This window comes from Cytobacillus oceanisediminis (assembly GCF_003182355.1).
Classification (GTDB): Bacteria; Bacillota; Bacilli; order Bacillales; family Cytobacillaceae; genus Cytobacillus; species Cytobacillus oceanisediminis_A.
The window spans coordinates 37294-51397 of record NZ_QGTW01000008.1 but is presented as its reverse complement, the minus strand read 5'-3'; the positions used below and the strand labels follow the sequence as shown (position 1 = coordinate 51397).

12 protein-coding genes are annotated in these 14104 nt (G+C 41.6%); all 12 read left to right on the top strand.

Annotated elements, in window-relative coordinates; translation table 11 throughout:
* The first annotated feature begins 432 nt into the window (after window positions 1-432).
* The 12 genes from DFO73_RS15460 to DFO73_RS15405 all read left to right on the top strand — a co-directional run bounded on the left by DFO73_RS15460 (window position 433) and on the right by DFO73_RS15405 (window position 14082).
* On the top strand, window positions 433-1158 hold the full coding sequence (locus DFO73_RS15460; RefSeq protein ID WP_110065634.1) for a GntR family transcriptional regulator: 726 nt from the start codon (window positions 433-435) through the stop codon (window positions 1156-1158).
* A gap of 74 nt (window positions 1159-1232) precedes the next feature.
* Complete coding sequence (locus DFO73_RS15455; protein WP_110065633.1) at window positions 1233-2339, top strand: BMP family lipoprotein; 1107 nt, start codon at window positions 1233-1235, stop codon at window positions 2337-2339.
* Window positions 2340-2759: 420 nt separating this feature from the next.
* On the top strand, window positions 2760-4295 hold the full coding sequence (locus DFO73_RS15450) for an ABC transporter ATP-binding protein (protein ID WP_110065632.1): 1536 nt from the start codon (window positions 2760-2762) through the stop codon (window positions 4293-4295).
* Window positions 4288-5334: an ABC transporter permease gene (locus DFO73_RS15445; protein WP_110065631.1), complete on the top strand. Its 1047-nt coding sequence runs from the start codon at window positions 4288-4290 to the stop codon at window positions 5332-5334. The genes DFO73_RS15450 and DFO73_RS15445 overlap by 8 nt, the downstream gene beginning before the upstream one ends.
* A 9-nt stretch (window positions 5335-5343) precedes the next feature.
* A complete protein-coding gene (locus DFO73_RS15440; RefSeq protein WP_375137328.1) occupies window positions 5344-6294 on the top strand; it encodes an ABC transporter permease in 951 nt (316 codons plus the stop codon).
* 455 nt (window positions 6295-6749) lie between these two features.
* Window positions 6750-7835 carry a GGDEF domain-containing protein gene (locus DFO73_RS15435; protein ID WP_110065629.1) on the top strand — a complete coding sequence of 362 codons (1086 nt, stop codon included), beginning with the start codon at window positions 6750-6752 and terminating at the stop codon, window positions 7833-7835.
* 226 nt (window positions 7836-8061) lie between these two features.
* Window positions 8062-9342 carry an EF-P 5-aminopentanol modification-associated protein YfmF gene (yfmF, locus tag DFO73_RS15430; protein WP_110065628.1) on the top strand — a complete coding sequence of 427 codons (1281 nt, stop codon included), beginning with the start codon at window positions 8062-8064 and terminating at the stop codon, window positions 9340-9342.
* Window positions 9342-10631: an EF-P 5-aminopentanol modification-associated protein YfmH gene (gene yfmH, locus DFO73_RS15425; RefSeq protein WP_110065627.1), complete on the top strand. Its 1290-nt coding sequence runs from the start codon at window positions 9342-9344 to the stop codon at window positions 10629-10631. Before yfmF ends, yfmH begins: the two co-directional genes overlap by 1 nt.
* A gap of 73 nt (window positions 10632-10704) precedes the next feature.
* Window positions 10705-11427 (top strand): elongation factor P 5-aminopentanone reductase, encoded by a 723-nt coding sequence (gene ymfI / locus DFO73_RS15420; RefSeq protein WP_110065626.1) that lies wholly within the window; start codon window positions 10705-10707, stop codon window positions 11425-11427.
* Window positions 11428-11594: 167 nt separating this feature from the next.
* On the top strand, window positions 11595-11852 hold the full coding sequence (locus DFO73_RS15415) for a DUF3243 domain-containing protein (RefSeq protein ID WP_110065625.1): 258 nt from the start codon (window positions 11595-11597) through the stop codon (window positions 11850-11852).
* 487 nt (window positions 11853-12339) lie between these two features.
* A complete protein-coding gene (locus DFO73_RS15410; protein WP_214988551.1) occupies window positions 12340-13134 on the top strand; it encodes a YmfK family protein in 795 nt (264 codons plus the stop codon).
* A gap of 21 nt (window positions 13135-13155) precedes the next feature.
* Window positions 13156-14082 carry a helix-turn-helix domain-containing protein gene (locus tag DFO73_RS15405; protein ID WP_110065623.1) on the top strand — a complete coding sequence of 309 codons (927 nt, stop codon included), beginning with the start codon at window positions 13156-13158 and terminating at the stop codon, window positions 14080-14082.
* Window positions 14083-14104 lie beyond the last annotated feature (22 nt).

The window sequence follows — 14104 nt, the reverse complement described above, 5'->3', positions numbered from 1 at the left end:
GGATAACATAATTAAAAATGGCCAGTCTTTGGACGGCCATTTTTCTATTTGTAATTTTGTTTCTGGGCGTGGGGTAAGAGTGAAAATGAAATGTGGCATAAAATTATGCCATACTATTTAAACCGTTTTCAAAAATAAAAAGAGGTATGGTACTTCCATCCCATGGAAAATCCCTGTCTCCCCGGCAATAAGTTGTAACATTGTTTTTCTAAAAAAATCTAATGTAACCGTTTTCAAATAGGTATTATACCAGAAATAAGGGATTGATACATAAGGGAATTATAACATTTTTTTTCTTTTCACCTTTTTTCGACAAATTCACGAAATTCTATTTCTTTATTGGGTAAAAAGTGTTATAGTATTTTCGATTAGTAGGAATGATTGAACATCAGAGGTCTGATGTCTTGAGAACTTAGGTTGGAGGAACCCTGCATGTCTATTAAGTCAGATAACCGGCATTTATATTTGCAAGTCATCGATAGATTAAAGAAAGACATTGAAGATGGAGTTTATAAAGAAAAAGAGAAGCTTCCATCCGAATTTGATCTTGCCAAACAACTTGGTGTTAGCAGAGCTACACTCCGGGAGGCATTGCGTATTCTTGAAGAAGAAAACGTGATTATCCGCCGCCATGGGGTAGGGACCTTTGTAAATGCAAAGCCGCTATTTACATCAGGTATCGAACAGCTTAATAGTGTAACGAATATGATTTTGCAGGCAGGCATGAAGCCAGGAACCATTTTCTTAAGCTCAGTGACAATGGGTCCGACAGAAGACGATATCCGCCGCTTTTCATGTTCAATGGATCAGGAAATAGCCGTGATTGAGAGGGTAAGAACAGCCAATGGTGAACCGGTAGTATATTGCGTGGATAAGGTTCCGGAGAATATCCTTCCAGATACTTTCTCGCATGAACAAGAATCCATTTTCAACATGCTTGAAGAGGAAGCAAACCGGAAAATCACATACGCAGTAGCCCAAATCGAGCCAATCGGCTATCACGAGAAGATTTCCCCTATCCTGGAATGTGACCCTGAGACTGCACTGCTTGTTTTAAAGCAGATGCACTTCGATGAAGCGGATATGCCGATTCTTTATTCTGTCAACTATTTCAGAGCTGATAAGTTCAGTTTCCATGTTCTCAGAAAACGGATATAAAATTTTTTAGGGAGCATGAAAACGCAATCATTCATTCCGCTAATGCAAAAACAAATTCTTAGGGGGTACCAACCTTGAAAAAGCGTAAATTTGGATTGGCGCTATCTTTAGTACTTGCAGCTGGGACACTATTGGGTGCTTGCGGCAAAAGTGAAGAAAGCAGCGGAGGAGCTGCTGGCGGAGACGAAAAAGAAAAAGCATTCTCCGTTGCGATGGTAACTGATGTCGGCGGTGTAGATGATAAATCATTTAACCAATCTGCTTGGGAAGGTTTAAAGGCATTTGGTGAAGAAAACGGCCTTGAAAAAGGCAAAGGCGGCTTTGACTACCTTCAATCACAGTCAGACGCTGACTACTCTACTAACCTTAACACTTTAGCACGCCAAGATTTTGATCTTGTTTTCGGTATCGGTTTCCTGATGGAAGGTGCAATCAATGAAATTGCCCAGCAGCAAAAGGACTCTCATTTCGGAATCGTTGATGCTGTTGTTGACCAGCCAAACGTAGCAAGCATCATGTTCAAAGAGCAAGAAGCTGCATTCCTTGCAGGTGTTGCTGCTGCAAATGCTACTAAAGAAAATAAAATTGGTTTCATCGGCGGTATGGAAATTCCGGTTATCGAACGTTTTGAATCTGGATTCCTTGCTGGTGTACAAGCGGTAAACCCTGATATCAAAGTTGAAGTTCAATATGCTGGTGCATTCGATAAAGCTGAACTTGGACAAACGATTGCTTCTAAAATGTACTCTTCTGGTGTTGACGTGATTTTCCACGCTGCTGGCGGAACTGGTAACGGTCTATTTAAAGAAGCTCGTGACCTTAAGAAGAAAGACCCTGCAAGAGAAATCTGGGCAATCGGTGTTGACTCTGACCAGACTGCAGAAGGTGTAGTTGAAATCGATGGCAAAGAGCACAATGTTATCATCACTTCTGCTCTTAAGCGCGTTGACAACGCAGTAAAAGATCTTTCTGCAAAAGCTCAGGAAGGCAACTTCCCGGGCGGGGAAACTACTACTTACGGATTAGCTGAAGATGGTGTAGGCCTTGCTCCAATCAATGAGGAAGTTGCTAACAAAGCAGACATCGAAGCTGCTGTTCAAGAATGGCAGGAAAAGATCAAGAACGGTGACATCACTGTTCCATCTACAAAAGACGAGTTAGCTGCATTCTCAGCAGAATAATTAATTAGTAAAGGAATAAGCAGGGTGCACTGCGGCCTCTTATTCCTTTTTTTAAAGATTAAAAGTTTAATTGAAACGCAGGAGGAATTCTGCGTTTCACTTAGAGTTTTAATGTATAAGTCATTATTTCCCATTATTAATTATTATTTTTCAGGCTCTGTTAAACTAGGGTGTTGATTTCCGCTGCAGGCACTAATCGAACCACAGGGTACATCCTTGAATTTACACCGCACGAAGGAAATGCGAATGTATTTTCGAGGATTTCGAGCCTTCCGCTCCAATCAACATTAACATTAACATTAACATAGCTTTTAAAAAAAAGAGAAGCTTGGCGTACAGCCAGGTTTTTCTAAGAATTTCCAAGGTCTGACCTCTTACTACTAATGATTTTCCTTTTATTTTGAGCAAGGAGTGAAACAAATGGAATATGTTATTGAAATGCTCAACATTCGCAAAGAGTTCCCTGGGATTGTAGCAAATGATAATATCACGCTTCAGCTGAAACCAGGTGAAATCCACGCATTGCTTGGAGAAAATGGTGCGGGCAAATCAACACTTATGAATGTCCTTTTTGGTTTATACCAGCCAGAAAAGGGTGAGATAAAGGTAAAAGGCAAACCGGTTCGCATTACAGATCCGAATGTGGCCAATGACTTGGGAATCGGGATGGTTCATCAGCACTTTATGCTAGTAGACCGGTTTACTGTCACTGAAAATATCATTCTCGGAAAAGAAACGACCAAAGGCGGAAAAATCGATATTAAAAAGGCCGAAAATGAAGTTAGAGAGATTTCTGAACGGTATGGCCTTGCTGTAGATCCTCAAGCGAAAATTTCGGATATATCAGTTGGGATGCAGCAGAGGGTAGAGATATTAAAGACCTTATACCGCGGTGCAGAGATTCTCATTTTTGATGAACCTACTGCTGTTTTAACACCGCAGGAAATTAAAGAACTTATCCAGATCATGAAGACCCTTATTAAAGAAGGGAAGTCCATAATCCTTATTACACACAAGTTGAAGGAAATTATGGAAGTTTGTGACCGGGTAACCGTCATCCGCAAAGGTGTTGGAATCGGGACAGTAGATGTCAGCGAGACTAATCCCAATGAACTTGCCAGCTTGATGGTAGGAAGGGAAGTCACTTTTAAAACGGATAAAACAGAATCAAGTCCTGGGCAGAATGTACTGGAAATTAAAAATTTGAAAGTGAAAGATTCCCGTAGCCTAGGCGTCATCAAAAATCTTGACCTGCAGGTAAAAGCAGGGGAAATTGTCGGGATTGCCGGAGTTGATGGGAATGGACAGACTGAGTTAATTGAAGCCATAACAGGTTTGAGAAAGTCTGAAAGCGGTTCAATCAAATTGAACGGGAAAGAAATTATCAATATTCCTCCAAGAAAGGTTACGGAGGCCGGGGTTGGCCATATCCCTCAGGACCGCCATAAGCATGGGCTTGTTCTCGATTTTCCGATTGGAGAGAATATGGTACTTCATACCTATTACAAATCTCCTTTCTCAAAAAGAGGCGTCCTGAATTTTAAGGAGATATACAGTAAGGCAAAGACCCTTATTAAAGAATTTGATGTGAGAACACCTAGCGAATTTACGCTTGCAAGGGCGTTGTCGGGCGGTAACCAGCAAAAGGCAATTATCGGGAGGGAAATTGACCGCAATCCGGACTTGCTTATTGCGGCACAGCCAACTCGGGGCTTGGACGTTGGTGCGATTGAATATATCCATAAGCGCCTGATCGAACAGCGTGACCAAGGGAAGGCTGTTCTGCTTTTATCGTTTGAGCTGGATGAAATTATGAATGTCAGCGACCGAATTGCCGTTATTTATGAGGGTGAAATTGTAGCAGTAGTAGACCCGAAACAAACAACTGAACAAGAATTAGGTTTATTGATGGCCGGTTCTAAACGGAAGGAAGCGGGTGGCGAAAACCATGTCTAATCGCATGAAAAATATTATCGTTCCTCTAGTTGCCGTTCTGCTCGGCGTGCTCGTCGGTACAATCATCATGATCGCAACTGGGTATAATGCCGGAGCAGCATTTACTGCCCTTTGGAACGGTGCTTTTGGAGAAATCTATTATACTGGTGAAGTTGTAAGGCAGGTTACTCCATATATTTTAGCCGGGTTGGCAGTTGCATTTGCTTTCCGGACAGGCTTATTTAACATCGGAGTGGAAGGACAGCTAATCGTAGGCTGGCTTGCCTCTGTTTGGGTAGGGGTGGCATTTGATCTTCCAAAGATGATCCATCTGCCACTGGCTGTACTGGCAGCTGCAGCAGCTGGAGCTTTATGGGCATTTATACCTGGCTTGCTGAAAGCAAAGTTCAAGGTGCATGAAGTAATTGTTACGATCATGATGAACTATGTTGCTTTGCATGTGACAAACTACATTATCCGTACTGTCCTTTCAGAAAAGAGTGACCGTACAGAAATGATTGCAGAATCATCTACATTGCGTTCTGTTTTTCTTGAAGGAATAACAGACTACTCTCGTCTCCACTGGGGAATTTTAATTGCTTTGGCATGCGTATTTTTCATGTGGTTCTTATTGGAAAAGACTTCAAAGGGTTACGAACTGAGAGCTGTGGGATTTAACCAGCATGCTTCTGAATATGCAGGTATGAATGTAAGCAAAAACATTATTCTTTCAATGGTAATTTCAGGCGCTTTTGCTGGTCTGGCGGGAGCTATGGAAGGACTGGGGACATTCGGTTATGCAGCCATTAAAGGCGGATTTACCGGTGTTGGATTTGACGGTATCGCAGTTGCTCTTCTTGGCGGAAATGGACCGATCGGTATTATTTTTGCAGCATTGCTATTTGGAAGCTTAAAGGTAGGAGCATTAAATATGCCGCTTGAAGCCGGAGTACCAAACGAATTAGTAGATATTATCATTGCACTAATCGTTTTCTTCGTAGCAGCAAGCTACATGATTCGCATCTTTATTGACCGTATCAGCAAAAAGGGGGTGAAGTAAGTGGGCTTAATGGAGATTTTATTAATTGTCATTCCATCAACTTTGCTTTGGGCTGCCCCGCTTATTTTCACTGGACTAGGCGGAAACTTTTCCGAAAGCTCTGGAGTCGTAAATATCGGTTTGGAAGGCTTGATGGTTATTGGAGCTTTCACGGCGATTGTTTTTAACCTTACTTTCGTTGATGTACTTGGAAACTGGACACCTTGGGTTGCCCTTCTTGCAGCCATGGTTGTCGGTGCCCTTTTGTCCATTATGCACGCGGTTGCTTCCATTACATTTAGGGCAGATCAGGTAGTTTCCGGGGTAGCGATAAACCTGCTTGCGATTGGAGCAGCGCTATTCCTTGTTAAGTTCATTTATGGAAAAGGCCAGACAGATATTATCCAAAAAGGTTTCAGCAAAGTCGATATTCCGTTTTTAAGTGACATTCCGGTTATTGGCAAGCTGCTATTCTCAAACACTTACTATACATCGTTTGCAGCGATTGCTGTGGCTTTCCTTGCTTGGTTTGTCATGTTTAAAACGCCATTCGGACTAAGATTGCGTGCTGTAGGTGAGCATCCAATGGCTGCAGATACGATGGGGATTAATGTTACAAGAATGCGCTACATCGGTGTTCTCCTTTCCGGTGCACTTGCCGGAATTGGAGGCGGTGTTTACGCACAGTCCATTTCTTCAGACTTTGGCCATGCTACAATCAGCGGACAGGGCTTTATGGCTTTGGCGGCATTGATTTTCGGTAAATGGCATCCGCTTGGAGTTATGGGAGCCGCATTGTTCTTCGGATTTGCGCAAAGCTTAAGTATCATTGGCTCAAGCCTGCCATTCCTCGAGAACATTCCAAATGTGTATCTTCTCATTGCACCATATGTATTAACAATTTTAGCTTTAACAGGCTTCATAGGACGTGCTGATGCTCCAAAGGCTTCTGGTACACCGTATATAAAAGGAAAACGCTAAATAGCAGGGCCTCATTTCTTTTGAAATGGGGCTTTTTAATAGTTAGAAAGAAAAATTGCATTCTTAGACTGGATAATTGTCTAGCTGAAGCGCTTAGCCGGTTTTCATCCTGAGTTTACTTCCTGAATATCTTGTGAGGAGCATGATTCGCAGAATGATGCTTCGAGCAGCTTGAGGTCATAAGCCGAATCACTCCAGAAATCAGGACAAGGAACGCTTCGGCAGTGAAACATCGTCCGACTAAAGCGCGCTTTGGGAGGCTTATGCTTGTCGGACTTGAACAGGATGTGCTGACTTCAACGTTCGCCACAGGGCCTGGCTGTAATTAATTGAAGTTCATTACTCTAAGGCGCTTCCGCTTTTTATGGCGAATCTTGTCTGATTTTTTTGTGTGTTCTACCGCTTTAAGTGTGATAATATTTTGTTAATTAGAAAAAGAGATTAGAGGTCTGACTATGCGTTTTTCTCTGTATTTGGATGATTATGAAACAGAAAAAATCTTTTCTTATTTGCGCTGGGTGTTTTTAATTGCTGCGGTCTTTTTATTTTATCTGCCGGCATTATCCGATACTTTGCAATGGAATAAAAAGTCCTTCCCGGCTCTCCTGTCATTTGGGCTCGTATATATGACGGCTGCACAAATTGCCCTGCATAAAATGAATTCAAGCCAAAAAGCCTTTTCGATCATGACGAAAGCAGGCATTGCCTTTGATTATATTGCTTTCTTTTGGCTAATTATTTTATCCGGCGGGGCTTTTAGCCCTTTAATGCCAATATCTTTCTTGATCGTGATGCATGCTACTATCTATTGGAAAACAAAGGGAGCAATCTTTTCCCCGTTATTTTTAACTGCAGGATATACCGCAGTGATGCTTGGCGGTTCGACTGCAACTGATTATTCCATTCTGGTTTTTCTGTTGAATATAATGTTTATTTGGATTATTGGCCTGTTCGGATCAATAATTATATTGAGGGAAAGAAAGCATTTCAGGCAGAAGGAAATTTATCACGAACTCCTGGTCAGGGATTACTTGACAGATCTATATAATCACCGCTGCTTTCAGGAGCAAATGAAGAAGCTCTCCCAGAAAGAAAAGCCTTTCTATATCGTTATGGGAGATATCGATCAATTTAAACCTATTAATGATGAATATGGTCATTTGGCAGGGGACGAGGTATTAAAAGAGCTTGGCGGAATTTTTGCAAAAGCAGCGAAAAAATACGGTGGACAAGCTTTTAGATATGGCGGTGAAGAATTTGCCTTTTTGATGCCTGACTTAGATGAAAGAAAGCTTGAAGCCTTTTTCAGCCAAATATATGAAATGATAAATAAAAAGCAGTTTACTTCAGAAAATATCCAAATTACAATGAGTTTTGGAGTGACAGTCTGCGATTCAAGCCGCCAAAAAAATGAAAGCCTTGAAATAGCCGACCAGCTTTTGTATCTGGCGAAAAACAGCGGAAAAAACCAGGTGCGTTTTGAGAGTGGGAAAATTTTAAAAAATCATCTATTCATAGGTGCCGTCGCCTCCGAAAATTAAAATCCCTTCACAAAGGGGTTTTTTATTTTTCTGCTTATAACACCTTCCAGCTTAGCCAATAACTTGAAATAGAGAAATAGGGCAAGTTATAGTAAGAATATGATTTAAAACAAAGGAGATTATAGAAATTAGCATCAAAGTGTTTACATAGTGATAGGGAACGTACTTGATTCACAAAAGGGTTAACAGCTATGGACTCTTCAATATCTCGACAGGAGGAAACCAAATGGATGTAATTTCTGAATCGGTTAAATCAATGAACGGCTATAAGCTTCATGTTGTAAAAACGGAAAAATATAAAACCAATACTTTGGTTTGGAAGATGAAAGCTCCCCTCAATAAGGAGACGGTAACACTTAGGTCGCTTTTGCCGCATGTCCTGCAAAGCAACAGCGCCGCATACCCTACTACCGGAAAGCTGCGCTCCTATCTTGATGAATTGTATGGTGCAACCCTTTTTGTGGATTTGGCGAAAAAAGGGGAATACCATGTCATTACGATTTCAGTTGAAATTGCCAATGAAAAATTTCTTTCTGATAATACTCCTTTATTGAAAAAGGCTTTCCAGTTCTTATCGGAGATTTTAACCAAGCCGAATGTACAGGGGAACGCCTTTGACAAGGAAACAGTCGAAAAGGAGAAAAGGACGCTAAAACAGCGAATTCAATCCGTATATGATGATAAAATGCGTTACTCTAATTTTCGCCTCGTACAGGAAATGTGCAAGGGTGAACCATATTCATTGCATGTCCATGGGGAAAAAGAAGATGTTGATCAAATCACTCCAGAAAGCCTTTATCAATATTATCAAAATGCACTTTCGCAGGATGAGCTCGATTTGTATGTAATAGGCGACGTTAACGAAGCAAATGCAGAATCATTTGCAGAGGAACTTTTATCCTTTGAAGAAAGAACACCGCAGTCTTCGCCATCAGGTACAGATAATGGCAAGGAGCGTGTAAACGAAGTCAGGGAAGAACAGGATGTAAAACAAGGGAAATTAAATATCGGCTACCGTACAAATGTGGTGTACGGTGATCCTGATTACTACGCCCTGCAGGTTTTTAATGGGATTTTCGGCGGCTTTTCACATTCCAAGCTATTCTTGAATGTTCGTGAAAAAGCAAGTCTTGCCTATTATGTAGCAAGCCGTCTTGAAAGCCATAAAGGCTTGATGATGGTTATGTCCGGAATCGATAACAGCAATTATGACCAGGCTGTTAATATTATTAAAGAACAATTGGAAGCAATGAAAAACGGCGACTTTACTGATCAGGAAATTGAGCAGACTAAAGCTGTTATTAAAAATCAGCTTCTTGAAACGGTAGATACGGCTCGTGGAATTGTTGAGGTGCTATACCATAATGTCGTATCCGGAAAAGACATTACACTTCAAACTTGGATGGATGAAATGGATAAGGTTAAGAGTGAAGAAATTGCGGAAGTTGCAAAGAAAGTCCATTTAGATACAGTGTATTTCTTAACTGGAAAGGAGGCGGGCAAGTAATGGAAAAAATCACTTTTGAACAGCTTCAGGAAGAAATGTACTATGAAAAGCTTGGCAATGGCCTGGATGTATACATTCTACCGAAAAAAGGCTTCAATAAAACATACGCTACTTTTACAACAAAATATGGTTCAATCGACAACCATTTCTTGCCGCCGGGCAAAGATGAATACGTTAAGGTCCCTGATGGCATCGCCCACTTTTTAGAGCATAAGCTTTTTGAAAAAAAAGATGGGGATGTGTTCCAGCAGTTCAGCAAGCAGGGTGCATCCGCTAATGCCTTTACATCTTTTACGAGAACAGCCTACTTATTCTCCAGCACGTCCAATGTGGAAAAAAATCTGGAGACACTGATGGATTTTGTCCAGGAACCTTATTTTACAGAAAAGACTGTGGAGAAAGAAAAAGGCATTATCGGGCAGGAAATAACGATGTATGATGACAACCCGGATTGGCGCTTATACTTTGGCTTAATTGAAAATATGTATAAAAACCATCCAGTGAAAATTGATATTGCTGGAACTATTGAATCCATTTCACATATCACCAAAGATATGCTGTATGAGTGCTATGAGACTTTTTATCATCCGAGCAACATGCTGCTGTTCATTGTCGGCCCTGTTGAGCCGGAACAAGTCATGAATTTGGTAAGGGCTAACCAGAATAAGAAGGATTACAAGGAACAGCCGGAAATCAAGCGCCAGTTTGAAGAAGAGCCGTTGGAAGCTGCTGAGAAGAAAAAAGTTCTGGAAATGAATGTCCAGACATCCAAATGCCTGGTTGGGGTGAAGAGCAAAAACGTAAATCAAACAGGGAAGGAAATGCTGAAGATCGAGCTCAGCGTAAATGTTTTGCTGGATATCTTATTTGGCAAAAGCTCTGATCAATACAGTTCTCTTTATAATGATGGCTTAATTGATGATACCTTCTCTTTTGATTATACCCAGGAACAAGGATTCGGTTTTGCCATGGTTGGCGGGGATACAAATGATCCTGACAAATTGGCAGAAGTGCTGAAAAAAATGCTGTTGGACGCCAGGGAAAAAGGGGCAATCTCTCAGGAAACGCTGGACAGAACGAAAAAGAAGAAAATTGGGGCTTTCCTGCGTGCTGTGAACTCGCCTGAATATATTGCGAATCAATTTACACGATATGCTTTTAATGAAATGGATTTATTTGATGTCGTGCCAACACTTGAAAGCATTACTCTTGATGATGTGGAAAATGCTGCCGGTGATTTAATTAGCGAAGACCGTTTTACAGTTTGCCAGGTGGTACCGAAGAAATAGACAATATTTTTGCAGCAGAGCGCCGACAACAGGCGCTTTCTGCTTTTTACAGAGACATGATGGAGTGTGTAAAATGAGTAAATTTGCATTAATTACGGGGGCAAGCGGGGGAATTGGCCAAGCGATCAGCCTGAAGCTTGCTGAGGAAGGCTATTCGCTTTATCTGCATTACAATAAAAACCAGCAGGCGGTCAATTTGCTGCTGGATCGTTTGCAGCCCTATGGCGGTGAATATATGCCGATACAGGCAGATTTATCGACAAAAGCTGGTTATAAAAAAGTCGTTCAAAATATCTTCTCAATTGATGCCATAGTACATAACAGCGGGTCTGCGCAATATGGGCTGCTGACTGAGCTCACGGAAGCGGAAACAGATAAGCTGATGAATTTGCATGTGACATCACCTCTCCTGCTTACGAAAGAGCTGCTGCCGAAACTGCTTGCGAAAAACAGCGGAAATATTGTTGTTGTATCATCCATTTGGGGCCAAACAGGTGCAGCATGTGAAGTAGCCTATTCAACGGCAAAGGGGGCTCAAATTGCCTTTGTAAAAGCATTAAGCAAGGAAGTTGCCCTGAATGGCGTCAGAGTCAATGCCGTTGCCCCGGGTGCCGTCCAGACTGCCATGCTTAATGACTTTAACGAAGAAGAACTTGAGGCAGTGAAAAGTGAAATTCCCATGGGCAGGCTGGCCCTTCCAGAAGATGTAGCCAACTCAATCTCCTTCCTGTTAACAGAAAAAGCCTCCTACATCACTGGACAGGTTCTCGCTGTTAATGGGGGATGGTATACCTAAAAACGGTACTAGGAAGCGATGCCGCTTCGGCCAGCTTGTTTAGCTATCAGGCAGTTTTGTTCATAGGAGTGTCACATAATTTTTGAATGACGGCTATTTGTTCATGCATATTTTATTTGGCTCCTAAGCACAATATAATTGTACAACATTTAAAGGAGGCAATAATTATGTCTGTACTAGATAATTGGCAGCAGTGGAAAGACTTCCTTGGAGATCGTCTTCATCAGGGAGAGGCGCAGGGGATGAATAAGGATACTGTTAATGACCTTGCTTACCAAATCGGCGATTATTTAGCCAAACAAGTGGAGCCAAAGAATGAACAGGAGAAAATCCTTGCTGATCTTTGGTCTGTTGCAAGCCCTGAAGAGCAGCATGCAATTGCCAATATGATGGTCAAGCTTGTTCAAAACGATGGCACCCGCTAAGAATTTAAATAGCACTGAACGAAAAAGAGAGGGTAACCTCTCTTTTTCGTTTTTTACCACATAAAAGATTTCATTCAACTATACTGGTTTTTCCTTTCATCTTGATAAAAAATCATATATTATAGAACCTAGATGAAAAATTAGGATATGCTTCATAAAATTTTGCATTGTAGTTTGTTTTTAAAGTCATTATTGATAACGCCACGTTGATTGAGGCGGATGGCATGAGATCCCCGAAAATGCATTCGCATTTTCTTTGTGCAATGTGAATTCAGTCAAAGTCCTGCGGGAGAAGCGAGTCAAGCGGAGACCACACAGGCACGACGGCGGCGGGGAGGCTCCCGGAACGCCGCGGTTTGCAGAGTGCCATGAGCGGAAATCAACAAGCAAATATATAAGCTGGATATGAATTAACAGGTAGAGTTTTGAATAGCCATACATATAAAAAGGCGCAAAAGGCGCAATTATGCCGGAGGAGGTTTTTCTGGTGGAGGAAAAAACAGAATGGTATTTAGAATATGAAATTCAAAAGAACCGTCCCGGTTTGCTTGGTGATATTTCTTCCCTCCTGGGGATGCTTTCGATAAATATCGTAACCATTAATGGCGTTGATGAAGGACGCAGAGGTTTGCTTATTTTAGCGAAAGACCATGAACAAATTGAGCGTCTAAAGTCGATCCTAAATACAATGGATACCATAAAGGTGATCAAGCTTCGCGAACCAAAGCTGAGAGACCGTCTCGCTGTACGCCACGGAAGGTATATACAGAGAGATGCCGATGATAAAAAAACGTTCAGATTTGTCAGGGACGAGCTTGGCCTTTTAGTAGACTTTATGGCCGAATTATTTAAACAGGAAGGGCACAAGCTAATTGGCATAAGGGGAATGCCAAGGGTTGGCAAAACTGAATCGATTGTTGCCTCAAGTGTTTGTGCGAACAAGCGCTGGCTTTTTGTTTCATCCACTCTTTTGAAGCAAACGATCCGCAACCAGCTGATCGAGGATGAATATAATGAAAACAATTTGTTCATAATAGACGGAATTGTTTCAACCAGACGCGCGAATGAACGGCACTGGCAGCTGGTCCGTGAAATTATGCGCCTTCCTGCAGTAAAGGTAGTAGAGCATCCGGATATATTCGTACAAAACACTGAATACTCCCTTAATGATTTCGATTATATAATTGAGCTTCGCCACGATCCTGATGAAGAGATTAAATATGACATTGTAGAGAAAAACAACATGTTCTCTGAATCCGATTTTGGAGGCTTTGATTTTTAGTACGTTGGAAGGTGTTGCAAATTGACAGAACTAGGTAATCGTTTAAAAGAAGCACGTCTGGCAAAAGACATGAGCCTTGATGACCTGCAAAAGGTCACTAAAATACAAAAACGCTATTTAATAGGAATAGAAGAAGGCGACTATAGTATGATGCCCGGCAAGTTTTATATCAGGGCATTTATCAAACAATATTCAGAAGCGGTAGGGATTGAACCAGAAGAGATCTTTGAGCAATACAAGGATGATATTCCAGCAGCCGTGAACGATGATATACCCGAAAAGCTTTCACGTGTCCAATCGAGGAAAGACCTTTCCGGCAGGACATCCAAGGTATTTGATATTCTGCCTAAGATTCTTATTGGTGTCTTTATTATTGGCCTCATTGCAGTCCTTTATAATTTCCTTGGAGCCAAAGATCAAACTGAGGATGCTGAGAAGCCTGCAGATCTTACAGAGGGACAAACAGTCATTGAAGAGTCAGAAGGTCTATCTGAAGGAAAAGATGCTGAGGAAGATGGCAGCAATGAGCCAGCCGGCGATCAGGAAGAGTCTTCTGGTGAAAATGGTGGCGCTGATGAAAATGCTGAGGACCAAGAAGCAGAGGAAGAAGCGAAGCAGGAAATTGCAGTTGTGCAATCCAGCGGAAAAAATACGGTTTACGAATTGAAAAATGCGGAAAAGTTTGAATTAGAAGTCGTTTCAACCGGAGAAACCTGGGTAAATATCCAGAATGGCAAAGGATATTCCTTCTTCCAGGGAATGCTGACTACAGCTGGCAAAAAAAGCGAGAAAATCGATTTTTCAAAAGAGACTGAAGCCTCCATCGTAGTGGGCAATTCAACACAAACGGAACTCTACGTAAACGGCGAAAAAATTGAGTATCAGGTGCCGCCTTCTCAATCAGTCCGGCAGGATATAACCATCCGGTATGCGCCGAAGACCGAATAGTCATCTTAATTAGATGACTATT